The 24,446-nt window shown below is 54.3% G+C and carries 22 protein-coding genes; 15 read left to right on the top strand and 7 right to left on the bottom strand.

What is annotated here, in order from left to right:
* Positions 1-21: 21 nt before the first annotated feature.
* The 5 genes from prfC to HVZ39_RS21330 all read left to right on the top strand — a co-directional run bounded on the left by prfC (position 22) and on the right by HVZ39_RS21330 (position 4,915).
* Positions 22-1,611, top strand: a complete 1,590-nt coding sequence (prfC, locus tag HVZ39_RS21350; RefSeq protein WP_016151601.1) for a peptide chain release factor 3 — start codon at positions 22-24, stop codon at positions 1,609-1,611.
* 305 nt (positions 1,612-1,916) lie between these two features.
* Positions 1,917-2,534 carry a molecular chaperone OsmY gene (gene osmY / locus HVZ39_RS21345; RefSeq protein WP_016151602.1) on the top strand — a complete coding sequence of 206 codons (618 nt, stop codon included), beginning with the start codon at positions 1,917-1,919 and terminating at the stop codon, positions 2,532-2,534.
* A gap of 127 nt (positions 2,535-2,661) precedes the next feature.
* Positions 2,662-2,823 carry a DUF1328 family protein gene (locus HVZ39_RS21340; RefSeq protein WP_003019081.1) on the top strand — a complete coding sequence of 54 codons (162 nt, stop codon included), beginning with the start codon at positions 2,662-2,664 and terminating at the stop codon, positions 2,821-2,823.
* A gap of 245 nt (positions 2,824-3,068) precedes the next feature.
* Complete coding sequence (locus HVZ39_RS21335) at positions 3,069-4,142, top strand: patatin family protein (RefSeq protein WP_016151604.1); 1,074 nt, start codon at positions 3,069-3,071, stop codon at positions 4,140-4,142.
* Complete coding sequence (locus HVZ39_RS21330) at positions 4,139-4,915, top strand: metal-dependent hydrolase (RefSeq protein WP_101700351.1); 777 nt, start codon at positions 4,139-4,141, stop codon at positions 4,913-4,915. Before HVZ39_RS21335 ends, HVZ39_RS21330 begins: the two co-directional genes overlap by 4 nt.
* A gap of 32 nt (positions 4,916-4,947) precedes the next feature.
* Here the strand turns inward: HVZ39_RS21330 and HVZ39_RS21325 are convergent, their stop codons facing one another.
* Together HVZ39_RS21325 and HVZ39_RS21320 are read right to left on the bottom strand one after the other, a co-directional pair.
* Entirely contained in the window at positions 4,948-5,811 is an 864-nt protein-coding gene (locus HVZ39_RS21325; RefSeq protein WP_181632935.1) for a YjjW family glycine radical enzyme activase, read from the bottom strand.
* A complete protein-coding gene (locus HVZ39_RS21320; RefSeq protein ID WP_181632934.1) occupies positions 5,783-7,333 on the bottom strand; it encodes a YjjI family glycine radical enzyme in 1,551 nt (516 codons plus the stop codon). The genes HVZ39_RS21325 and HVZ39_RS21320 overlap by 29 nt, the downstream gene beginning before the upstream one ends.
* A gap of 261 nt (positions 7,334-7,594) precedes the next feature.
* Between HVZ39_RS21320 and deoC the strand changes: the two genes are divergently transcribed.
* The 4 genes from deoC to deoD all read left to right on the top strand — a co-directional run bounded on the left by deoC (position 7,595) and on the right by deoD (position 12,069).
* Positions 7,595-8,374 carry a deoxyribose-phosphate aldolase gene (deoC, locus tag HVZ39_RS21315; protein ID WP_016155634.1) on the top strand — a complete coding sequence of 260 codons (780 nt, stop codon included), beginning with the start codon at positions 7,595-7,597 and terminating at the stop codon, positions 8,372-8,374.
* A 179-nt stretch (positions 8,375-8,553) separates the two neighbouring features.
* Positions 8,554-9,876 (top strand): thymidine phosphorylase, encoded by a 1,323-nt coding sequence (gene deoA / locus HVZ39_RS21310; protein ID WP_016151609.1) that lies wholly within the window; start codon positions 8,554-8,556, stop codon positions 9,874-9,876.
* A 50-nt stretch (positions 9,877-9,926) separates the two neighbouring features.
* The gene (gene deoB / locus HVZ39_RS21305; protein ID WP_016151610.1) at positions 9,927-11,150 is read left to right on the top strand and encodes a phosphopentomutase; all 1,224 of its coding nucleotides are present in this window, start codon (positions 9,927-9,929) and stop codon (positions 11,148-11,150) included.
* 199 nt (positions 11,151-11,349) lie between these two features.
* Positions 11,350-12,069, top strand: a complete 720-nt coding sequence (gene deoD, locus HVZ39_RS21300) for a purine-nucleoside phosphorylase (protein WP_000224864.1) — start codon at positions 11,350-11,352, stop codon at positions 12,067-12,069.
* An 85-nt stretch (positions 12,070-12,154) separates the two neighbouring features.
* Here the strand turns inward: deoD and lplA are convergent, their stop codons facing one another.
* Both lplA and HVZ39_RS21290 read right to left on the bottom strand, forming a co-directional pair.
* On the bottom strand, positions 12,155-13,171 hold the full coding sequence (gene lplA / locus HVZ39_RS21295) for a lipoate--protein ligase LplA (RefSeq protein ID WP_016155635.1): 1,017 nt from the start codon (positions 13,169-13,171) through the stop codon (positions 12,155-12,157).
* Between the two features lie 20 nt (positions 13,172-13,191).
* Positions 13,192-13,833 carry a YtjB family periplasmic protein gene (locus HVZ39_RS21290; RefSeq protein ID WP_016151612.1) on the bottom strand — a complete coding sequence of 214 codons (642 nt, stop codon included), beginning with the start codon at positions 13,831-13,833 and terminating at the stop codon, positions 13,192-13,194.
* A 115-nt stretch (positions 13,834-13,948) separates the two neighbouring features.
* Here HVZ39_RS21290 and serB point away from each other — a divergent pair, with 115 nt between their 5' ends.
* From serB to nadR, 3 genes are all read left to right on the top strand, one after another.
* Positions 13,949-14,917 carry a phosphoserine phosphatase gene (gene serB / locus HVZ39_RS21285; RefSeq protein WP_046275501.1) on the top strand — a complete coding sequence of 323 codons (969 nt, stop codon included), beginning with the start codon at positions 13,949-13,951 and terminating at the stop codon, positions 14,915-14,917.
* Positions 14,918-15,000: 83 nt separating this feature from the next.
* Entirely contained in the window at positions 15,001-16,383 is a 1,383-nt protein-coding gene (gene radA, locus HVZ39_RS21280) for a DNA repair protein RadA (RefSeq protein ID WP_016151613.1), read from the top strand.
* Between the two features lie 65 nt (positions 16,384-16,448).
* Positions 16,449-17,678, top strand: a complete 1,230-nt coding sequence (gene nadR / locus HVZ39_RS21275; RefSeq protein WP_016151614.1) for a multifunctional transcriptional regulator/nicotinamide-nucleotide adenylyltransferase/ribosylnicotinamide kinase NadR — start codon at positions 16,449-16,451, stop codon at positions 17,676-17,678.
* A gap of 99 nt (positions 17,679-17,777) precedes the next feature.
* Here nadR and ettA read toward each other — a convergent pair whose 3' ends face one another.
* Positions 17,778-19,445 carry an energy-dependent translational throttle protein EttA gene (ettA, locus tag HVZ39_RS21270; RefSeq protein ID WP_003019019.1) on the bottom strand — a complete coding sequence of 556 codons (1,668 nt, stop codon included), beginning with the start codon at positions 19,443-19,445 and terminating at the stop codon, positions 17,778-17,780.
* 408 nt (positions 19,446-19,853) lie between these two features.
* Between ettA and sltY the strand changes: the two genes are divergently transcribed.
* Positions 19,854-21,791 carry a murein transglycosylase gene (gene sltY, locus HVZ39_RS21265; RefSeq protein ID WP_181632933.1) on the top strand — a complete coding sequence of 646 codons (1,938 nt, stop codon included), beginning with the start codon at positions 19,854-19,856 and terminating at the stop codon, positions 21,789-21,791.
* 89 nt (positions 21,792-21,880) lie between these two features.
* A complete protein-coding gene (gene trpR, locus HVZ39_RS21260) occupies positions 21,881-22,207 on the top strand; it encodes a trp operon repressor (RefSeq protein ID WP_019078321.1) in 327 nt (108 codons plus the stop codon).
* 75 nt (positions 22,208-22,282) lie between these two features.
* Here the strand turns inward: trpR and yjjX are convergent, their stop codons facing one another.
* Positions 22,283-22,798 (bottom strand): inosine/xanthosine triphosphatase, encoded by a 516-nt coding sequence (yjjX, locus tag HVZ39_RS21255; RefSeq protein ID WP_016151618.1) that lies wholly within the window; start codon positions 22,796-22,798, stop codon positions 22,283-22,285.
* 52 nt (positions 22,799-22,850) lie between these two features.
* Here yjjX and gpmB point away from each other — a divergent pair, with 52 nt between their 5' ends.
* Entirely contained in the window at positions 22,851-23,498 is a 648-nt protein-coding gene (gpmB, locus tag HVZ39_RS21250; protein WP_016151619.1) for a 2,3-diphosphoglycerate-dependent phosphoglycerate mutase GpmB, read from the top strand.
* On the opposite strand, the gene robA is transcribed toward gpmB, so the two are convergent.
* A complete protein-coding gene (robA, locus tag HVZ39_RS21245; RefSeq protein ID WP_003837295.1) occupies positions 23,495-24,364 on the bottom strand; it encodes an MDR efflux pump AcrAB transcriptional activator RobA in 870 nt (289 codons plus the stop codon). The two genes, gpmB and robA, sit on opposite strands and share 4 nt — an antisense overlap.
* Positions 24,365-24,446: the final 82 nt, after the last annotated feature.

Here is a 24,446-nt window from a genome sequence, read left to right as displayed (position 1 = left end):
CTTACCTAAGAAGATTTGACTATGACGTTGTCTCCTTATTTGCAAGAGGTGGCCAAACGCCGCACTTTTGCCATTATTTCTCACCCGGATGCCGGTAAAACGACAATTACTGAAAAGGTACTGTTATTCGGACAGGCGATTCAGACCGCCGGTACGGTAAAAGGCCGTGGCTCCAGCCAGCATGCGAAATCTGACTGGATGGAAATGGAAAAACAGCGTGGTATCTCCATTACCACCTCTGTGATGCAGTTTCCATATCATGACTGCCTGGTAAACCTGCTGGACACCCCAGGGCACGAAGACTTCTCTGAAGATACATACCGTACTCTGACGGCGGTGGACTGCTGCCTGATGGTCATCGACGCCGCAAAAGGTGTTGAAGACCGGACCCGTAAGCTGATGGAAGTTACCCGTCTGCGTGATACCCCGATCCTGACCTTTATGAACAAACTCGACCGTGACATCCGCGATCCGATGGAGCTGCTGGATGAAGTCGAGAATGAACTGAAAATCGGCTGTGCGCCGATCACCTGGCCAATTGGCTGCGGTAAGTTGTTCAAAGGCGTCTATCACCTATATAAAGACGAAACTTACCTGTACCAGACGGGTAAAGGCCACACCATTCAGGAAGTGCGCATTGTTAAAGGTCTGAACAACCCGGAACTCGATGCCGCCGTGGGGGAAGACCTGGCGCAGCAGCTGCGCGACGAGCTGGAGCTGGTGCAGGGCGCGTCTAACGAGTTCGACCATGAGCTGTTCCTCGCGGGCGAAATCACCCCGGTATTCTTCGGTACCGCGCTCGGTAACTTCGGCGTTGATCATATGCTGGATGGCTTAGTGGAGTGGGCGCCTGCGCCGATGCCGCGTAAAACTGACACCCGTGTCGTTGAAGCCTCAGAAGAGAAGTTCACCGGCTTCGTGTTTAAAATTCAGGCCAACATGGACCCGAAACACCGTGACCGCGTGGCGTTTATGCGCGTGGTGTCCGGCAAGTACGAGAAAGGTATGAAAATGCGCCAGGTGCGCATTGGTAAAGACGTGGTTATCTCCGATGCGCTGACTTTTATGGCCGGTGACCGTTCTCACGTGGAAGAAGCGTATCCGGGCGATATTCTGGGTCTGCACAACCACGGCACTATCCAGATTGGCGATACCTTTACCCAAGGCGAAATGATGAAGTTCACCGGTATTCCGAACTTCGCGCCGGAGCTGTTCCGTCGTATTCGTCTGAAGGATCCGTTGAAGCAGAAACAGCTGCTGAAAGGGCTGGTTCAGCTGTCCGAAGAGGGCGCAGTGCAGGTTTTCCGTCCGATCGCTAATAACGATCTGATCGTGGGCGCTGTTGGTGTGCTGCAGTTCGACGTGGTGGTTTCACGACTGAAGAGCGAATACAACGTTGAAGCGATTTATGAGTCGGTCAACGTAGCGACAGCACGCTGGGTAGAGTGTTCTGACGTGAAGAAATTCGAAGAATTCAAGCGTAAAAACGAAATTCAGCTGGCGCTGGATGGCGGCGATAACCTCACCTATATCGCGCCGACCATGGTTAACCTGAATCTCACCCAGGAACGTTACCCTGACGTTCAGTTCCGCAAAACGCGCGAACACTAATCGACCTTCAGGGCACGGTATCCGCCGTGCCCTACAACTTTTCCTGTCTTTTAAATCCCTTGCGGAATGTTCTTAAAACCTCTCGTTTTTCTTTTGTTTGCACGTTTTTTAGTCAATCTGGACTGCGATCACGAAATCCTGAACTATATTTAACAATGTGATGACATAAATGTCGGCGTTAAATGCTTTTTAGGCTGCCTGTTGCAGCTTCTATTGCTGATATTTATTCCACTTACAAGATTAGTTGCTGGCTCAAGCCGTTTACGGCAGAGCGCAGCTTTTAGCAAACATACAGGAATACATCGATGACAATGACAGGACTTAAGATTTCTAAAACGCTGCTGGCCGTGATGCTGACCTCCGCTGTTGCAACGGGTTCTGCTTATGCAGAAAACTCCACGACGGATAAAACGCAATCCGGCGTCGAAAGTGCGGGGCAGAAAGTCGATAGCTCCATGAACAAAGTCGGTAATTTCATGGATGACAGCACCATCACTGCGAAAGTAAAAGCCGCGCTGGTGGATCACGATAGCATTAAGAGCACCGACATTTCCGTTAAAACCGACCAGAAGGTGGTGACGCTAAGCGGGTTTGTTGAAAGCCAGGCACAGGCCGAAGAGGCAGTTAAAGTCGCCAAAGGCGTTGAGGGTGTGACCTCCGTTAGCGACAAATTGCACGTACGTGATAGCAAAGACACTTCTGTAAAAGGCTATGCGGGCGATACGGCAATCACCAGTGAGGTAAAAGCCAAGCTGCTGGCCGATGATATTGTCCCTTCCCGCAAAGTGAAAGTTGAAACCACCGATGGCGTGGTACAGCTTTCAGGAACCGTTGAATCACAGGCTCAAAGCGATCGCGCTGAGAGCATCGCCAAAGCGATTGATGGCGTGAAAAGCGTCAAAAACGATCTTAAAACTCACTAATTAGACTTAATTCGTCCTCCCGACGTTTGTCGGGAGGCGTGTTGTGCACCACACTGAAAATATCGCCGATGGGCAGCCTGAGTGCTCATATCAAGCGGTGACATTAACTATGGTAAAGGAGAAGCGCATGTTTCGATGGGGCATCATATTTCTGGTTATCGCGTTAATTGCCGCTGCACTGGGTTTTGGTGGACTGGCGGGTACCGCTGCTGGCGCAGCGAAAATTGTTTTTGTGGTGGGGATCATTCTGTTTCTGGTCAGCCTGTTTACAGGTCGTAAACGGCCCTAGCGACATCCCCTTTATTCTTCAAGTTAAAGGTGCGTTGGCTACGTGTGCTCGGCCGTATCACTTACCAGAGTAAGCTGGTCGGGATTCACGCCCTTGCCGCCTTCTTGTGACTTGAATTATTTTGGGGATTAACCGTAAAGATAACTTGCTACTAAGCCAGTCCACCGGACTGGCTTTTACGGTTTTAGCATCAGGCAATTTGCGTTACTTTGTTGTTCTATTACAAAAACAACAGGAAGGCAGAGGTGGGGCAGAGAATACCCGTCACGCTCGGTAATATTGCGCCGTTATCGTTACGTCCGTTTCAACCAGGCAGTATGGCGCTGGTGTGTGAGGGCGGCGGACAAAGAGGCATCTTCACCGCTGGCGTACTGGATGAATTCATGCGCGCGCAGTTCAATCCTTTTGATCTCTTCTACGGGACCTCCGCTGGTGCGCAAAACCTTTCAGCCTATCTTTGTAACCAGCCGGGTTACGGTCGTAAAGTCATCATGCGTTACACTACCCGACGTGAATTTTTTGACCCGGTGCGCTTTGTGCGCGGGGGAAATTTAATCGATCTCGATTGGCTAGTGGATTCGACCGCGTCCCAGATGCCGCTGGCGATGGATAACGCCGAGCGCCTGTTTGCCGCAGGTAAATCGTTTTATATGTGCGCCTGTCGGGGCGATGACTACACGCCTGGCTATTTTTCGCCGAACCGGCAAAACTGGCTCGATCTTATTCGTGCCTCCAGCGCGATTCCCGGGTTCTACCGCGCAGGGGTTGCGCTGGATGGTGTGAATTATCTCGATGGGGGAGTCAGCGACGCCATTCCCGTGCAGGAAGCGGCGAAGCAGGGGGCAAAAACGCTAGTGGTTATCCGCACCGTGCCTTCGCAAATGTATTACACCCCGCAGTGGTTCAAGCGTATGGAACGCTGGCTGGGCGAAAGCAGCCTGCAACCGCTGCTGAATCTGGTCCAGCACCATGAAGCCAGCTATCGCGCGATTCAGAGTTTTATTGAGAAACCGCCGGGCAAGCTGCGTATCTTTGAGATCTACCCGCCCAAACCGCTCCATAGCATGGCATTAGGAAGCCGTATTCCGGCGCTGCGGGAAGATTACAAGACCGGACGCCTGTGTGGTCGTTACTTCCTGGCAACCGTCGGTAAGCTGCTGGCGAAAAATGCGCCGCTGCCTCGTCAGACGCCGAAGATTGTGGTGCCGGGACCGGTCGTGGTTCCTCCCGCGCCGGTGGCTAACGATGCTCACGCGCCGGTGGTGACCAATGCGCCTCAGGCTAACGACACGACGTTTAATAATGAGGATTTGGCGTGAGTTATCGTTTTATTGATACGCATTGTCACTTTGATTTTCCGCCGTTTACGGGCGATGAATCTGCCAGTATTCAGGGCGCGGCTGACGTCGGCGTGCAAAGCATTATCGTTCCGGCCACCCAGGCGGCAAATTTTTCCCGTGTACTGGCGTTAGCGGAAAATTACCCTCCATTGTTTGCCGCCCTGGGGCTGCACCCCATTGTTATTGAGCAACATAGCGATGACTGCCTGGAGCAGTTGCAGCAGGCGCTGGATAAGCGTCCGCAAAAGCTGGTGGCGGTAGGTGAGATTGGGCTGGATCTTTATCGGGACGATCCGCAATTCGATAAGCAAGAGCGGCTGCTGGAAGCGCAGCTTAAGCTGGCGAAGCGTTACGAACTGCCGGTGATCCTGCATTCGCGGCGCACTCATGACAAGCTGGCGATGCACCTGAAACGCCATGCTTTACCGCGAACCGGCGTGGTGCATGGATTTTCCGGGAGCGTGCAGCAGGCCGAACGTTTTGTGCAACTGGGCTACAAAATTGGCGTGGGCGGCACCATTACCTATCCGCGCGCTAGTAAAACCCGCGAGGTAATGGCGCAACTGCCGCTGGACTCACTGCTGCTGGAAACTGACGCGCCGGATATGCCGCTCAACGGCTTTCAGGGACAGCCGAATCGCCCGGAGCAGGTGGTCAGAGTCTTTGATGTCCTCTGCGAGCTGCGCTCGGAACCTGCGGATGTTATCGCTGATGCGCTGTATCGCAATACGACGGCGTTATTTGATTTTTAATTGCCGGACGACGGATGCGTCGCATCCGGCAATCACAGGTACAGCGCCGGGAAGATCAAATTATCCACTCCGCGCTCGCGCAATCCTTGCGCCAGTTGCTCCACATCCTCAGGCGTGGCGCTCGGCCAGTCCTTCGCTTCGCCGTACACCCCGTGCGCATGAAAGGCATTTAGCCGCACTGGTACATCACCTGAACGTTTGATAAACGCCGCCAGTGCATCGATATGCTGTAGATAATCCACGTGGTCAGGAATAACCAGCAGGCGCAGTTCCGCAAGTTTTCTCTGCCCGGACAAAAAGGTAATGCTTTGTTTAATCAGCGTGTTATCGCGGCCAGTCAACTGTCGATGACACGCGCTATCCCAGGCTTTTAAATCGAGCATTACGCCGTCGCATACCGGCAGCAGTTTTTGCCAGCCGGTTTCGCTCAGCATGCCGTTGCTGTCTACCATGCAGGTCAGGTGTTGCAGCTGCGGATCGGTTTTGATTGCGTTAAACAGCGCCACGATAAACGGCAACTGGGTGGTCGCTTCGCCGCCGCTGACCGTAATTCCTTCAATAAACAGCACCGCCTTGCGAATATGCTGCAGCACTTCATCAACGCTCAGGGTTTGCGCCATCGGCGTGGCCTGCTGTGGGCACATGTGCAGGCAGGTATCGCACTGCTGACATACGTCGGATTGCCATCTCACTTTCCCCGCACTCAGGCTCAGCGCTTCATGCGGGCAATGCAGGACACATTCCCCGCAGTCGTTGCAGCGTCCCATCGTCCACGGATTGTGGCAATTTTTACAGCGCAGGTTACATCCTTGCAGAAACAGAGCCAGGCGACTGCCCGGCCCGTCGACGCAGGAGAAAGGAATGATCTTACTTACTGAAGCGCATCTGCTGTTCATGGCTAATCACGCGAGGTTGTCGTTCCAGAATGCGCGTATTGCGCGCGGCTTCTTCGCCCAGCCAAGTGGTGTTGGTGCGTGAACCTTCGGCGCGATATTTTTCCAGATCCGACAGGCGTACCATATAGCCGGTGACGCGGACCAGATCGTTACCACTCACGTTGGCAGTAAACTCACGCATCCCAGCTTTAAACGCCCCGAGGCACAATTGCACCAGCGCCTGAGGATTGCGCTTGATGGTTTCATCCAGCGTGAGAATGTCGCTGATCCCAGCGTGATAATACGCATGATGCGGTGCGACGGTTTGCAGGTGAGTGATCGGATCCGGCTCATCGCCGTAGGGCAGACGCGCGCCCGGCGTGGTGCCGATGTCAGAACTGATCCCTGACTGTGCGTGCAGCATTGCGCGCTGCTTCCAGCCAAATTTCACCGGGCTACTTTCTACAAACTCCGCCAGTTGGGCGCTGATGCGATAGCCGAGCTGATTGGCGACCTCGTCTTTTCCGTAGCGAGCATTCTGCCCCGCCTTGTCGCACAGCAGATTCACCGCCTCCGCCAGGCCATACATGCCGAACATAGGGACAAAACGTTCGGGATCAATCAACCCTTCCTGCACCAGGAAGCTATTCTCAAAGAAATGTGATTTTTCATAGAGGAATTCACATCGTGAATCAATGATGGCGATTTGCTGCTGGCAATAGTGCGGTAGGGTGCGCGTAAAGAAGTCATCGACAGAGGTGCTGCGCTCTGCAATGGCTTTCAGATTGAGCCTGACCAGCGTGCTTCCACCCCCGGCGAGCGGCAACGAGTTGTAACAGCTGACGACGCCATACTGACCTTTTGTGAAAATTTTATCATTTTCGGGGCCGTTGGAAATGTGCGGCTTACTGCACTCGCAGATATTTTTCGCCACGTTGAGCAGCAGGTCGTCAGGTGTAATTTGCGGATCATAAATGAACGTTAGATTAGGCGAAACCTGCTTTAACTCTGCGTCTGCGCGTAAAATTGCACGGGTGACAGGCGTATCTGCGGGGCCGATATTGGCATGCATAAATGCGTCTGGCAGGGTTCTGTCGAGATAACGCCAGAAACGTTTTATTCGAATATCGATCTCATCTTGTGTTAGAATTCTAACATACGGTTGCAACAGAACGTCGAGCTGGCCGAGATAGACCGGCATCGAGGTGACTGACGGAACGTGGTGATACAGGATGGTGAGTAAGGATAACGCGTCATCAAGATCCCTGGCTCCTTCCAGTTCCAGCCATGAGGAACCGTTGGCCAGAAAACGCGCGTAGTCGGGTAAAACATAGCGCGGTTTGAACGGGGCATGACCTTCATACATATCGCAGATCACCCCGTCATCCAGCGCCTGGCGAGCCTCAGCAGGTAGTTGCGGGTAAGGCAGCGCGTTTTCAGCCTCCAGCGCCAGGAAGTGGCGTTTCTGCTCAGGGCTGAGCACCGAACTGGTCACGATTTGTTGGCAACGCTGTTGCAGCGCGAGTTCGCTTGAAGTGGGCATCGTTGATTCCTTTTTATCCCGAAGGTGTAACGCCATTGTAGAAAGCAACGCCGCCACAACCTTTGATCCGGATGCGCCTGATGCCACCGCATCCCTTCCTGAAAGGTGATTTATTTGAAGTAGATCTCATTAGAGTAATGCAAATCTGTATGTGGTTTTCATTAACTGTGATGTATATCGAAGTGTAATAGCGAGCGGATGTTAGAATACTAACAAACTCGCAAGGTGAAATTTTATACGGCGATGCCGTTGGAGAATGTTATGACCGATTTAACAGCAAGCAGCCTGCGTGCACTGAAACTGATGGACCTGACCACTCTGAATGACGACGACACCAATGAAAAAGTGATCGCGCTGTGTCATCAGGCGAAGACTCCGGTAGGCAACACTGCCGCTATTTGCATCTATCCGCGTTTCATCCCTATCGCGCGTAAGACGCTGAAAGAGCAAGGCACTCCGGACATCCGTATTGCAACCGTGACCAACTTCCCGCACGGCAACGACGACATCGAGATTGCGCTGGCTGAAACCCGCGCGGCGATTGCCTACGGCGCGGATGAAGTTGACGTGGTGTTCCCTTACCGTGCCCTGATCGCCGGTAACGAGCAGGTTGGTTTTGATCTGGTTAAAGCATGTAAAGATGCGTGTGCGGCGGCAAACGTGCTGCTGAAAGTGATCATCGAAACCGGTGAGCTGAAAGAAGAGAGTCTTATCCGTAAAGCGTCTGAAATCTCCATCAAAGCGGGTGCTGATTTCATCAAAACCTCTACCGGTAAAGTGCCGGTAAATGCGACGCCGGAAAGCGCACGCATCATGATGGAAGTGATCCGCGACATGGGCGTTTCTAAAACTGTAGGTTTCAAACCGGCAGGCGGCGTGCGTACCGCAGAAGATGCACAGCAGTTCCTGGCGATTGCCGACGAACTGTTTGGCGCTGACTGGGCCGATTCCCGTCACTATCGTTTTGGCGCATCCAGCCTGCTGGCGAGCCTGCTGAAAGCGCTGGGTCACGGCGATGGTAAGAGCGCAAGCAGCTACTAATTACTCGTCATACTGCAAGCCGCAGGTGCGTTAGCTGCACTCCCTCACCCCAGTCACTTACTGTAGTAAGCGCCTGGGGATGAGCTTCCTTGCCGCTTCCTGCGACTCGAATTGTTTAGAGTAATCATTCATTGCAGTGGGTTTTCCGCTGCATTTAACCTGATTTATCGGGGGTTACCATGTTTCTCGCACAAGAAATTATTCGTAAAAAACGTGATGGTCATGCGTTGAGCGATGAAGAGATTCGTTTCTTTATCAATGGGATTCGCGACAACACCATCTCTGAAGGGCAAATCGCCGCCCTGGCGATGACCATTTTCTTCCACGATATGACAATGCCTGAGCGTGTTTCGCTGACCATGGCAATGCGTGATTCAGGAACCGTGCTGGACTGGAAAAGCCTGCAGCTGAACGGCCCGATTGTGGATAAACACTCTACCGGCGGCGTGGGTGACGTAACGTCACTGATGTTAGGCCCGATGGTCGCTGCATGTGGCGGCTATATTCCGATGATCTCCGGACGTGGTCTGGGGCATACCGGCGGTACGCTCGATAAACTGGAAGCCATCCCAGGGTTTGACATCTTCCCGGACGATGCGCGTTTCCGTGAAATTATTAAAGACGTGGGTGTGGCGATTATTGGGCAAACCAGCTCGCTCGCACCGGCGGACAAACGTTTTTATGCCACCCGCGATATTACCGCGACGGTGGATTCCATCCCGCTGATTACCGGCTCTATCCTGGCGAAAAAGCTGGCGGAAGGGCTGGATGCGCTGGTGATGGATGTGAAAGTAGGCAGCGGCGCCTTTATGCCGACCTATGAGCTTTCTGAAGCGCTTGCCGAAGCGATTGTCGGCGTGGCGAACGGAGCGGGTGTACGTACCACCGCGCTGTTAACCGATATGAACCAGGTACTGGCATCCAGCGCAGGTAACGCGGTTGAAGTCCGCGAAGCGGTGCAGTTCCTGACAGGTGAATACCGCAATCCACGTCTGTTAGACGTAACGATGGCGCTGTGCGTGGAAATGCTGATCTCCGGCAATCTGGCGAAAGACGATGCCGAAGCCCGTGCGAAATTGCAGGCGGTGCTGGATAACGGCAAAGCGGCAGAGATTTTTGGTCGCATGGTTGCGGCGCAGAAAGGCCCGACCGATTTCGTCGAAAATTATGCGAAGTACCTGCCGACGGCAATGCTCAGCAAAGCGGTATATGCTGATACCGAAGGTTTTGTCAGCGCTATGGATACCCGTGCGCTGGGAATGGCGGTTGTTTCCATGGGCGGCGGTCGTCGTCAGGCTTCGGACACCATTGATTACAGCGTTGGCTTTAGCGACATGGCGCGTCTGGGCGACAGCGTAGACGGACAGCGTCCGCTGGCGGTGATCCACGCCAAAGACGAAGCCAGCTGGCAGGAAGCGGCGAAAGCGGTCAAAGCGGCAATTAGCCTTGACGATAAAGCGCCAGAAATTACACCGACAGTCTATCGTCGTATTACCGAATAACTGTATACTGATCTGATCGCTTTTTTGCGGCGCAGATGTTGGAGAACAAGATGAAACGTGCATTTATTATGGTGCTGGACTCCTTTGGTATTGGTGCGACTGAAGATGCGGATCGCTTTGGCGACGTAGGCTCAGACACTATGGGACACATTGCAGAAGCCTGTGCGAAAGGCGAAGCTGACAAGGGTCGCAAAGGTCCACTGAATCTGCCTAACCTGACCCGTCTGGGCCTGGTGAAAGCTCACGAAGGTTCTACCGGTAAAATTGCTGCTGGTATGGACGGTAACGCGGAAGTGATTGGTGCCTACGCCTGGGCGCATGAACTCTCTTCCGGGAAAGACACGCCGTCTGGCCACTGGGAAATCGCGGGTGTTCCGGTTCTGTTTGACTGGGGTTATTTCTCCGATCATGACAACAGCTTCCCGCAGGAACTGCTGGATAAACTGGTCAAACGTGCCAACCTGCCGGGCTACCTCGGCAACTGCCACTCTTCCGGTACCGTGATCCTGGATCAACTGGGTGAAGAGCATATGAAAACCGGCAAGCCGATTTTCTATACTTCTGCAGACTCCGTGTTCCAGATTGCCTGTCACGAAGAGACTTTTGGCCTGGATAAACTCTACGAACTGTGTGAAATCGCTCGTGAAGAACTGACCGAAGGTGGTTACAACATCGGTCGTGTTATCGCGCGTCCGTTTATCGGTGATAAAGCGGGTAATTTCCAGCGTACCGGTAACCGTCACGATCTGGCCGTTGAGCCGCCAGCACCGACTGTGCTGCAGAAACTGGTCGACGAGAAAGACGGTCACGTGGTTTCCGTCGGTAAAATCGCGGATATTTACGCTAACTGCGGCATCACCAAAAAAGTGAAAGCTACCGGCCTGGACGCGCTGTTCGACGCCACCATCAAAGAGATGAAAGAAGCGGGTGATAAGACCATCGTCTTCACTAACTTCGTTGATTTCGACTCTTCCTGGGGACATCGTCGCGATATCGCTGGTTACGCTGCAGGTCTGGAACTGTTCGACCGCCGTTTACCTGAACTGATGGAACTGGTGGGTGAAGATGACATTCTGATCCTGACCGCTGACCACGGCTGTGACCCGAGCTGGACCGGCACTGACCACACCCGTGAGCACATTCCGGTGCTGGTTTACGGCCCGAAAGTGAAACCAGGTTCTTTAGGCCACCGTGAAACTTTCGCGGATATTGGCCAGACGCTGGCGAGCTACTTTGGTACATCGCCGATGGACTACGGTAAAAACATGCTGTGATACCCGTTGTCTTTCGCGCTGTAGATGCGTTGACTTCATTCGCTCACCCCGGTCACATAGGTAATCTATGCTCCCGGGGGTACCGAATTCGTCGCCTTCCAATAACGCGAAATCCTTAGGGTATTTGAATTCGTTTTGTCGGTTGGGTAAGGTATTGCTACCCCCTCGACAAAAACAATAAATCAAAAGGGAACTGAAGATGGCAACTCCACATATTAATGCAGAAATGGGTGATTTCGCTGACGTCGTATTGATGCCGGGCGACCCGCTGCGCGCAAAGCATATTGCTGAAACTTTCCTTGAAGATGTTCGTGAAGTGAACAACGTTCGCGGCATGTTAGGTTTCACCGGTACTTACAAAGGCCGTAAGATCTCCGTTATGGGTCACGGGATGGGTATCCCGTCCTGCTCTATCTACACGAAAGAGCTGATCACCGATTTTGGCGTGAAGAAAATCATTCGCGTAGGCTCCTGCGGCGCTGTGCGTATGGACGTTAAACTGCGTGACGTGGTTATCGGTATGGGCGCCTGCACCGACTCCAAAGTAAACCGTATCCGTTTTAAAGATCATGACTTCGCAGCTATCGCTGACTTCGACATGGTGCGTAATGCAGTTGATGCGGCAAAAGCGCTGGGCGTAGACGCGCGCGTGGGCAACCTGTTCTCCGCTGACCTGTTCTACTCTCCGGACGGCGAAATGTTCGACGTAATGGAAAAATACGGCGTGCTGGGCGTGGAAATGGAAGCGGCGGGTATCTACGGCGTTGCGGCTGAGTTTGGTGCGAAAGCGCTGACCATCTGCACCGTGTCCGACCATATCCGTACTCACGAGCAGACCACTGCCGCTGAACGTCAGACGACCTTCAACGACATGATCAAAATCGCACTGGAATCCGTTCTGCTGGGCGATAAAGAGTAAGTGTTGTGATGCCCGGTAGCGCTGCGCTTACCGGGCATACAATCGATGTATGCCGGACCGCCATCCGGCATTTTCAGGCCAGCGTTTAGCTCACTGCACTGGCAATCCACGCTGACAGCTCGCGTAACTCTTTCTCCTGCCCTGGGAAATCAACCAGCAGCGCTTCGCACTCCTGTTGCAGCATATCTGCACGGTACAAACACCCCTGCAGACGACCCGCCAGCGCTTCTAACGGCGCGGGATTGAGGCTGTCGGTAAAGACCTGCGTACGGGTGATATGACCTTTTTCCACGTCGAAATGCAGCTCAACGCCGCCCCAGGTGAAACGCTCGTCCAGAAGATGCGAGAACGCAGGCGCCTGACCAAAATTCCACTCCCAACTGCTCTGACGGGCAAAGGTTTCGGCAAAGTTCGGCAGATCCGGGGTTTTGTCCGGCGAGATAATTTCCGCTTCGACACGTTCGCCGTAGTGGGCAAAAAAGGCTTCCGTGATGGCCTGACAGACCTGTTGATGGGTGATGCCCGGCAACAGCTCCGTTAGATTCGCTACGCGTGAGCGAACCGAGGTGATGCCTTTGGCGGCGAGTTTCTTTTTATCCGGATTGAGATAGTTTGCCAGGCGGCTGAGATCGGCGTTCAACAACAGCGTGCCGTGGTGGAATCCGCGGTCTTTCGTTTCCCGATAAGCAGAGCCGGAAACTTTGCGATCGCCGTCTGGCGTTTTCACGACCAGATCGTTACGCCCGGAGGCGTCGGCGTCTACGCCCAGCGCGTTCAGGGCATGGAGGACAATAGCGGTAGAGATGGTTTTGTCGTACTCCGGTTTACCGGCCATAAAGGTAAAGCAGGTATTGCCTAAGTCATGGAACACCGCGCCGCCGCCGCTGCTGCGACGGGCGAGCCGCACGTTGTCTTCTTCCATACGGCGGGTATTACACTCTTTCCACGGGTTTTGCGCCCGGCCAATCACCACCGTATCGGCGTTACGCCACAAGAACAGGACGCGCTGCGTGGCGGGCATCTGGCGAAAAATGCACTCTTCGACCGCGAGGTTAAACCACGGATCGTAAGAGTCTGAGATAAGCAGGCGTAGTGTCGTCATGGTCGATTTCCTTTCTGTTATTACTCTTTCTTCTCGTTATCTTCTTCCTGTACCGGTTTGTTGGCGGTCAGCAGGAAAGGGGATTGCTGCCAGCGGGTGCGCTTGCCTTGCAATAAGGTACGGGTGAGCACCACGCCAATTGCCAGTGACAGAAGCAGCATTAGGCGTAAGATGTTGGTGGTGTTATCCACCTGCTTGGCTTCGGTGGCGAGCGTGTGGGTATCCAGCGTCAGGCGTAGATAGCCCAGCGGACCATTTCTTCCCTGAATGGGCTCGACAATCTGCTGGTTAAAATAGCCCCCGGCTTTTTTGCCGTCCAACGCCAGTCGGTCTCGAACGTTGACGCTCTCACCGGTGCGTGTAATCAGGTCTCCCTGTTCATCGTAGACCCCCGCATCCAGAATACGGCTACTTTCCGTGAGCTGCGAGAGTACCGCTTTAATGCGCTTTTCATCCGGCGTTTCGGTACGCATCAGCGGGGCGACGTTCAAGGAGACCTGGCGAGCCAGCGTGCGCGCCAGCTCTTCGAGCTGCGGATTACGCTGCTGTTGGTGGCTTTGACTAAACCAGGACGCGCCCTGCATGAGAGCAACGAGCAGCGCAAGGCAGGACAATACAATCACTGCACGATGAAGTCGGAATTTCAGTTTTGTGCGAGCCATATTCCACCTGCTGAAAATTTGAGACTTAATGTTGCCAGAAGCGCTGGTTACAGGGTAGCCTCATGCGTTATTTTCCCCTGATGATTCCGACCCGAACGATTTTACAGGAGCTTTAATGCCTAACATTACCTGGTGCGATCTACCTGAAGATGTTTCTCTGTGGCCAGGTCTGCCTCTCTCTTTAAGCGGTGATGAAGTCATGCCGCTGGATTACCACGCGGGCCGCAGTGGCTGGCTGCTGTACGGTCGTGGGCTGGATAAACAACGGTTAACGCAATACCAGAGCAAACTGGGTGCAGCGATGGTGATCGTGGCGGCGTGGTGCGTTGAGGATTATCAGGTGATTCGTCTGGCGGGCTCGTTAACGCCGCGTGCGACAAAACTGGCGCATGATGCCAAACTGGATGTTGCGCCACTGGGTAAAATTCCGCATTTGCGCACGCCGGGTTTGCTGGTGATGGACATGGATTCAACGGCTATCCAGATCGAGTGTATTGATGAAATTGCCAAACTGGCTGGAACCGGCGAAATGGTTGCCGAAGTCACCGAACGCGCGATGCGCGGCGAGCTGGACTTTACCGCCAGCTTGCGCAGCCGCGTGGCGACGTTGAAGGGCGCTGATGCCAATATTTTGCACCAGGTGCGCGAAACGCTACCACTGATGCCTGGCCTGACTCAACTGGTGTTAAAACTGGAAACGCTCGGCTGGAAAGTGGCAATTGCCTCCGGCGGTTTTACCTTCTTTGCCGATTATCTGCGTAACAAACTACGTCTGACGGCGGCTGTGGCAAACGAGCTGGAGATCATGGACGGTAAATTCACCGGCAACGTGATCGGCGATATCGTCGATGCCCAGTACAAAGCAAACACCCTGACCCGCCTGGCGCAGGAGTATGAGATCCCGATGGCGCAGACGGTGGCGATCGGCGATGGCGCCAACGATCTGCCGATGATCAAAACGGCTGGACTGGGTATAGCGTATCATGCCAAACCCAAAGTGAATGAAAAGACGGAGATTACGATCCGTCACGCTGACCTGATGGGCGTGTTCTGCATTCTCTCTGGCAGCATGAACCAGAAATGATTTAATTGCCTGATGGCAAAGTGACCGTAGGCCGGATAAGCGCCCACGCTGTCCGGTAAACGCGCTAACGAAAGAGGTAAAACGTGGCCAAAGCTCCAAAACGCGCCTTTGTTTGTAACGAATGCGGGGCCGATTACCCGCGCTGGCAAGGGCAATGCAGCGCCTGTCAGGCCTGGAACACCATTACCGAGGTACGCCTTGCCGCGTCACCAACGGTGGCGCGTAACGAGCGGCTCAGCGGCTATGCCGGGAATGCGGGCATCGCAAAAGTGCAGAAGCTGTCTGATATCAGCCTTGAAGAGTTGCCGCGTTTTTCCACCGGATTTAAAGAGTTTGACCGCGTGCTGGGCGGCGGTGTGGTGCCCGGCAGCGCCATCCTGATTGGCGGTAACCCCGGCGCAGGGAAATCAACGCTGCTGCTGCAAACGCTGTGCAAGCTCGCTGAGCAGATGAAAACCCTGTACGTCACCGGCGAAGAGTCTTTGCAACAGGTGGCGATGCGCGCGCATCGACTCGGTCTGCCGACGGCGAATCTGAACATGCTGTCGGAAACCAGTATCGAACAAATTTGCCTGATTGCCGAAGAAGAACAGCCGAGGCTGATGGTTATCGACTCCATTCAGGTGATGCACATGGCGGATATTCAGTCTTCGCCGGGCAGCGTGGCACAGGTGCGCGAAACCGCGGCTTACCTGACCCGCTTTGCCAAAACGCGCGGCGTGGCGATTGTCATGGTCGGCCACGTCACCAAAGACGGCTCGCTGGCCGGTCCAAAGGTGCTGGAGCACTGTATTGACTGCTCGGTGCTGCTCGACGGCGACGCCGATTCTCGTTTCCGTACTCTGCGTAGCCATAAAAACCGCTTTGGCGCGGTGAATGAACTGGGCGTCTTTGCCATGACCGAACAGGGGCTGCGTGAAGTTAGCAACCCTTCCGCTATCTTCTTAAGCCGTGGCGATGAAGTCACCTCCGGCAGTTCGGTGATGGTGGTCTGGGAAGGCACGCGCCCGTTGCTGGTGGAGATTCAGGCGCTGGTCGACCATTCGATGATGGCGAATCCGCGTCGTGTGGCGGTCGGTCTGGAGCAGAACCGTCTGGCGATTCTGCTGGCCGTGCTGCATCGTCACGGCGGCTTGCAGATGGCGGATCAGGACGTGTTCGTCAACGTGGTTGGCGGCGTGAAGGTTACCGAAACCAGCGCCGATCTGGCACTGCTACTGGCAATGGTTTCCAGCCTGCGCGACCGACCGCTGCCGCAGGACTTAGTGGTCTTTGGCGAAGTGGGACTGGCGGGCGAAATCCGTCCGGTACCCAGCGGCCAGGAGCGTATTTCGGAAGCGGCGAAGCACGGCTTTCGTCGGGCGATTGTTCCTGCCGCCAACGTGCCGAAAAAAGTGCCGGAAGGGATGCAGGTCTTTGGCGTTAAGAAGCTTACGGATGCTTTAAGCGTGTTTGACGACCTATAATAAAATACCCGCCGTCTTTCCGGCGGTATTGGGTATTACGTTTATTTTTACAGCAGGAGGCTCTTGTGTCATTTGATTATCTGAAAACTGCCATTAAGCAAAAGGGCTGTACCCTGCAACAGGTGGCAGATGCCAGTGGCATGACCAAGGGATATTTAAGTCAACTGCTGAATGCCAAAATTAAAAGTCCCAGCGCGCAAAAGCTGGAGGCGTTGCACCGGTTTCTCGGGCTGGAGTTTCCGCGCCAGCAGAAGAATATCGGTGTGGTATTCGGTAAGTTTTATCCGCTGCATACCGGCCATATCTATCTTATCCAGCGCGCGTGTAGTCAGGTCGATGAACTGCATATCATCATGGGGTATGACGACACGCGCGATCGCAGCCTGTTTGAAGACAGCGCTATGTCGCAACAGCCCACGGTGCCCGATCGTCTACGCTGGCTGCTGCAAACCTTTAAGTATCAGAAAAATATCCGTATTCACGCCTTCAACGAAGAAGGTATGGAGCCGTATCCACACGGTTGGGATGTGTGGAGCAACGGGATCAAAACGTTTATGCAGGAGAAAGGGATCCAGCCTAACTGGATTTACACCTCTGAAGAGTCAGATGCCCCGCAGTATCTGGAACATCTGGGGATCGAAACCGTGCTGGTGGATCCCAAACGAACGTTTATGAACATCAGCGGCGGGCAAATCCGTGAGAACCCGTTTCGCTACTGGGAGTATATTCCTACAGAAGTGAAGCCGTTTTTCGTGCGCACCGTGGCGATCCTCGGCGGAGAGTCGAGCGGAAAATCAACGCTGGTGAACAAGCTCGCCAATATCTTTAACACTACCAGTGCGTGGGAATATGGGCGTGATTACGTCTTCTCCCATTTGGGCGGTGATGAGATGGCGTTGCAGTATTCCGACTACGATAAAATCGCCCTGGGACAAGCCCAATACATTGATTTTGCTGTCAAGTATGCCAATAAAGTGGCGTTTATCGACACCGATTTCGTTACCACTCAGGCCTTCTGCAAAAAGTATGAAGGGCGTGAACACCCGTTTGTGCAGGCCCTGATTGACGAGTATCGCTTTGACCTGGTGATCCTGCTGGAGAACAACACTCCATGGGTGGCGGATGGCTTACGCAGTCTCGGCAGTTCGGTTGACAGAAAAGCGTTTCAGTCGCTGCTGGTCGAGATGCTGCAGGAAAACAATATCAATTTTGTGCACGTTCAGGAACCCGACTATGACGGTCGATTTCTGCGCTGCGTGGAGTTGGTGAAAGAGTTGATGGGCGAGCAGAGATAGCGTAAATGCCGGATGGTGTTGCGCTTATCCGGCCTACAAGTCGCACTCACCCCGTAGGCCGGATGAGGCGTAACGCCGCCATCCGGCGCTTAACGGTAATTACTTCGAAATACGCTTGTACTTAATACGCTTCGGCTCCAGCGCATCTGCGCCCAGCGTGCGTTTCTTGTACTCTTCGTATTCGGTAAAGTTACCTTCGAAGAACTCAACCTTACCTTCATCCTGGTAATCCAGGATGTGGGTCGCGATACGGTCGAGGAACCAACGGTCGTGCGAGATGACCATCGCGCAGCCCGGGAACTCCAGCAGGGCGTTTTCCAGCGCGCGCAGGGTTTCGATATCCAGGTCGTTGGTTGGTTCATCAAGCAGCAGCATGTTGCCGCCAACCTGCAGCAGCTTCGCCAGGTGCAGACGACCGCGCTCACCGCCGGAGAGTTCGCCTACGCGTTTACCCTGATCAACACCTTTAAAGTTGAAGCGGCCTACGTAGGCGCGGCTTGGCATCTCGGTGTTGCCGATCTTCATGATATCCAGCCCGCCGGAAACTTCTTCCCACACGGTTTTGCTGTTGTCCATGGCGTCACGGAACTGGTCAACGGAAGCTAGCTTGACGGTTTCACCCAGCGTGATGGTGCCGCTGTCTGGCTGTTCCTGACCGGACATCATACGGAACAGGGTAGATTTACCCGCGCCGTTCGGACCGATGATGCCGACGATGGCGCCTTTCGGTACGGAGAAGCTCAGGTCGTCAATCAGAACGCGATCGCCGTAGGATTTACGCAGATTGGTGACTTCAACGACTTTATCACCCAGACGTGCTCCAGGTGGGATAAACAGTTCGTTGGTTTCGTTACGCTTCTGGTATTCGGTGTTGTTCAGCTCTTCAAAACGTGCCAGACGGGCTTTACCCTTAGACTGACGGCCTTTAGCGCCCTGACGCACCCACTCCAGCTCTTTCTCAATGGATTTACGGCGAGCCGCTTCCTGAGACGCTTCCTGCGCCAGACGCTGATCTTTCTGCTCCAGCCAGGAGGAGTAGTTGCCTTCCCATGGAATACCTTCGCCGCGGTCAAGCTCCAGAATCCAGCCCGCAACGTTGTCGAGGAAGTAACGGTCGTGGGTAATCGCCACCACGGTGCCTTCGAAGTCGTGCAGGAAGCGTTCCAGCCACGCAACGGATTCGGCGTCCAGGTGGTTAGTCGGTTCGTCGAGCAGCAGCATGTCTGGTTTTTCCAGCAGCAGGCGGCACAGCGCGACGCGGCGGCGTTCACCACCGGAGAGATTCTCAATTTTAGCGTCCCAGTCCGGCAGACGCAGGGCGTCAGCGGCACGCTCAAGCTGCACGTTCAGGTTATGACCGTCGTGCGCCTGAATGATCTCTTCAAACTTGCCCTGTTGCGCAGCGAGTTTATCGAAGTCGGCGTCCGGCTCGGCGTACTTTGCGTACACTTCATCCAGACCTTTCAGCGCGTTAACCACTTCGGCAACCGCTTCTTCCACGGATTCACGAACGGTATGTTCCGGGTTTAGTTTCGGTTCCTGCGGCAGGTAACCGATTTTAATGCCAGGCTGTGGGCGAGCTTCACCTTCGATATCGGTATCAATGCCGGCCATGATGCGCAGCAGGGTCGATTTACCCGCGCCGTTCAGACCAAGTACACCGATTTTGGCGCCAGGGAAGAAGCTCAGTGAGATGTTTTTAAGAATATGACGTTTCGGCGGAACGACTTTGCCGACACGATGCATGGTATAAACAAATTGGGCCACGTTGGACTCGCCTCTTTATTTATCCCGTCATACTTCAAGCTACAGATGCGTTGGCTGTGAGTTACTCGGCTCATCCATGAGCCTCGCCCTTGCGGGCCGCTGCTCCGCAGCGTTCAAATCTGTTCCTGACAGATTTGTTGTTCCCCCCAGTCACGCACTTTGTACGCTCAGGGGATTTACTCCCTCGCCGCCTTGCTGCAACTTGAATTATTTAGGGCTAATTATTGGTAAATAGTTATCAAAGGCGAAGTGTAGCCTTTTTCATTGCCCAATCCCAGCCAGCAGATCTCACTCGCAACAAAAGTAAAAAAGTGTCCGTGACGTGGCGCATTCTGCAATGTCTGGTTAGCATGAACTAATTAAGCGGCATGATGCTGCACAGACGTAACATGAGAAGAGGAAGAGCTTGTGGACAAAGCCAATCAATTTACCTGGCGCCTGCTGGCGGCCAGCGTATGTCTGCTGACGGTCAGTCAAGTGGCGCGAGCCGATTCCCTGGATGAGCAGCGCAGTCGCTATGCGCAAATTAAACAGGCCTGGGATAACCGACAGATGGATGTCGTAGAGCAGATGATGCCCGGCCTGAAGAATTATCCTCTGTATCCTTATCTGGAATATCGTCAGATTACTGACGATCTGATGAATCAGCCCACCATTACCGTTACCAATTTTGTGCGCGCCAACCCGACGCTGCCCCCCGCGCGTACTCTGCAATCACGTTTCGTGAATGAACTGGCGCGACGGGAGGACTGGCGTGGACTACTGGCGTTCAGCCCAGAAAAACCGGGTACCACGGAAGCGCAATGCAACTATTACTTTGCGAAATGGAGTACCGGGCAAACCGAAGAGGCCTGGCAGGGCGCGAAAGAACTGTGGTTGAGCGGGAAAAGCCAGCCCAACGCCTGTGACAAATTATTCGGCGTATGGCGCGCCTCAGGAACTCAGGATCCGCTGGCGTATCTGGAGCGTATTCGTCTGGCGATGAAAGCCGGGAATACCGGTCTGGTCACGGCGTTGGCTGGACAAATGCCCGCGCAATACCAAACTATCGCTTCGGCGATCATCGCGCTGGCCAACGATCCGAATTCGGTGATGACCTTTGCACGCACCACTGGCGCGACGGATTTCACCCGACAGATGGCGGCGGTGGCTTTTTCCAGCGTGGCGCGTCAGGATGCGGAAAACGCCCGCCTGATGATCCCGTCTCTGGCGCAGGCGCAACAGCTGAATGACGAGCAAACCCAGGAGCTGCGCGACATCGTCGCCTGGCGTCTGATGGGTAATGACGTTACCGATGAGCAGGCCAAATGGCGCGATGACGCCATTATGCGCTCGAATTCCACCTCGCTTGTGGAGCGCCGTGTGCGCATGGCGCTGGGAACCGGCGATCGTCGTGGTCTGAATACCTGGCTGGCGCGTCTGCCAATGGAAGCAAAAGAGAAAGATGAGTGGCGTTACTGGCAGGCGGATCTGCTGCTTGAGCGCGGGCGTGAGGCGGAAGCCAAAGAGATCCTGCACCAGCTCATGCAGCAGCGCGGTTTCTATCCGATGGTGGCGGCACAGCGTCTGGGTGAAGAGTACGAGCTGAAAGTGGATAAAGCCCCGGCAAACGTTGACTCTGCGCTGACTCAGGGACCGGAAATGGCACGTGTGCGCGAGCTAATGTACTGGAATCTGGACAATACCGCGCGCAGTGAATGGGCGAATCTGGTCACCAGTCGCACGAAGTCTGAGCAGGCTCAGCTGGCGCGTTACGCGTTCAACAATCACTGGTGGGATCTGAGCGTACAAGCGACGATCGCCGGTAAGCTGTGGGATCATCTGGAAGAGCGTTTCCCACTGGCCTACAAGGATCTGTTTACACGCTACACCAGCGGCAAGGATATTCCGCCAAGCTATGCGATGGCGATAGCGCGTCAGGAAAGCGCCTGGAACCCGAAAGTGAAATCGCCGGTTGGCGCCAGCGGGCTGATGCAGATTATGCCGGGCACGGCGACGCATACGGTGAAAATGTTCTCGATTCCAGGTTACAGCAGCCCGAGCCAACTATTGGATCCTGATACCAACATCAACATTGGTACCAGCTATTTACAGTATGTCTATCAGCAATTCGGCAATAACCGCATTTTTGCGTCGGCGGCCTATAACGCTGGACCGGGGCGCGTTCGCACCTGGCTTGGCAATAGCGCGGGTCGTATCGATGCTGTCGCGTTTGTCGAAAGCATTCCATTCTCTGAGACGCGTGGCTACGTGAAGAACGTGCTGGCTTACGATGCGTACTATCGCTATTTCCTTGGTGATAAGCCGGAGTTGATGAGCGACTCAGAATGGCAACGTCGTTACTGATCGTGTCGGTTGTGTTATGCTATCGTACTCGTTAAAGAGTACAAAAGGGGGAGGCAAGCACGCTTCCCCCGCAACGATGGCGATAACTTATGACTCAGCAATCACCCTATTCGGCAGAGATGGCAGAACAGCGTCACCAGGAGTGGTTACGTTTTGTCGATCTACTTAAACACGCCTATGAACAAGACTTACACCTGCCCCTGCTCAATTTGATGTTAACGCCGGATGAGCGCGAAGCGCTGGGCACGCGCGTGCGTATCATTGAAGAGCTGCTTCGCGGCGAGATGAGTCAGCGCGAGCTTAAAAACGAGCTCGGGGCGGGGATCGCCACCATTACACGGGGGTCGAACAGCCTCAAATCTGCACCGGTGGATCTGCGTCATTGGCTGGAGCAGGTGCTGCTAAAAAATGCCTGATGGCGCTTCGCTTTCAGGCCTAAGGATGTGGCGCGGTTGTGGCCGGATAAGGCGAAGCCGCCATCCGGCACAACGCTATAAATACACTGCGTTATGAAATGGGCTGAGCGCCAGAATCACCGCCTGGTGGTATACGCTTGAGCGCGTCAGCTTGCCCGCGGTAAAGACGCCGATTGCGCCTTCTTTACGGCCAATCTCATCAATACCAGTGTAGTCCGACATCACCGGACCGAGCGCTTCGCCTTGACGGACTCTGTCGAGAATGACAGCTGGCAATGGCAGCGTGGCTGAACGGGCTTCGCCGCGCTGGACGCCATTATCAATCACCACCCAACTGAAGGTCGCATCGTCGTCAATTCCCGCTTCAATAGCGACCCAGAAATCAGCCTGCGGGTGCAGACGGCGCGCATTATCAACGCGATTTCGTGCGCCAGTGCGCGTTTCCTGGTTTCCGAAAGGTTGTTCCGGCACGCCACTCTCGACGGCGACGGGTTCAATATGGCAGGATCCTTCCCCGAAAATCTCTTCAAATGCCCGCAGAATTGCCTGAATTTTGGCAGGATTGGTGGTCGCAGAGATAACCTTGTGCATAATTAAGCTCAGTTTGAAAATTCATCGCATCGCAGTATAACGGAAAAAAAGCATGTTACAGGTATACCTTGTTCGCCATGGCGAAACGCAGTGGAACGCCGAGCGACGTATTCAAGGCCAGTCAGACAGCCCACTGACCGCTAAAGGTGAACAGCAAGCCATGCAGGTGGGCGAACGCGCCCGCACGTTTGGTATTACGCATGTCATCAGTAGCGATTTAGGTCGTACACGACGCACCGCAGAAATCATCGCCCAGGCCTGTGGCTGTGATATCACCTATGACTCACGTTTGCGCGAGCTGAATATGGGCGTGCTGGAGCAACGCCATATCGATACGCTGACGTCGGAAGAAGAGGGCTGGCGTCGCCAGTTGGTGAACGGTACGGTGGAGGGGCGTATTCCTGAAGGGGAATCGATGCAGGAACTGAGCGATCGCGTCCACGCGGCGCTGGCATCCTGTCTGGAACTGCCGCCGGGGAGTCGTCCGCTGCTGGTCAGTCACGGTATTGCACTGGGTTGTCTGGTGAGTACGATTCTGGGATTACCGGCATGGGCTGAACGTCGCCTGCGTCTGCGCAACTGTTCTATTTCTCGCGTCGATTACCAGGAAAGTTTGTGGCTTGCGCCGGGATGGGTAGTTGAAACGGCAGGGGACATCTCACATCTGGACGCCCCTGCGTTAGACGAACTGCAGCGCTAGCGGCGAATCGGAATCAGGAATTCGCAGCGCAGGTTGATCGGGCGATCTCCCGCTTTGGCATCTTCTGCCGGGTAGTATCGCTCGATATCCTGCCCTTTACGGCGCGTCAGGTTCAGCATTGGCATGCATGTGCCGTAAACCGTCAGGATAAACTCCTGTACACCGGTCCCCAGCCCTTCATAGGTAAACATCACATACTCGCCGCCTTGTAGCAGGATAGGCTGTGCCGACGGCACATAACCATTGGCCTGTTCCGGCGTCAGTGCTGTGGTGTAAAACACTTCCTGCTCGTCATCTTTTTCAATGCTCGGACGCGTTTCGTTCAGCCCGTACAGCACCGGTGGGATCGCAGGAGCCTGGCTAAGGAAGTCGCGCCAGAACTGAATTCGCATTTCATGACGGAAATCTGAAATCTGCTCCAGCGAGCAGGAATAGCTTTGCGTGGTGCCAAGCAGTTGCGTATCTTCCAGCGTGACAAACTCGTGCGCAGGCATGGCAAATTCACCCAGTCGCATAGGCGGGCGAATACCAAACGCGCTCCATTCCGGCGAACGGCGATACAGCGCAGGCGTCTGGGAAAACTGTTTCTTGAACGCGCGGGTAAAGGTTTGTTGAGAGTCAAAGCGATATTGCAGCGCAATATCCAGAATTGGGCGTGCAGTCAGGCGCAGCGCCACTGCGGATTTCGATAAACGACGGGCGCGGATATAGGCGCCAATAGCATGGCCCGTCACGTCCTTAAACATTCTCTGCAGGTGCCACTTGGAATAGCCTGCTTTTGCCGCCACATTGTCAAGCGACAAAGGCTGATCCAGATGACCTTCCAGCCAGATTAATAGGTCGCGAATAATGCCAGCCTGATCCATAAAATATCCTCATCCTTTCAACAACGAGTACCTGACGTCAGGTATGAGGATAATAGCATTTTTTGCTGTTTTAGCATTCAGT

The organism is Citrobacter sp. RHB35-C21 (assembly GCF_013816515.1).
Lineage (GTDB): Bacteria > Pseudomonadota > Gammaproteobacteria > Enterobacterales > Enterobacteriaceae > Citrobacter > Citrobacter braakii.
The sequence above is the reverse complement of the archived record's forward strand: the minus strand, read 5'-3'. Positions and strand labels throughout refer to the sequence as shown.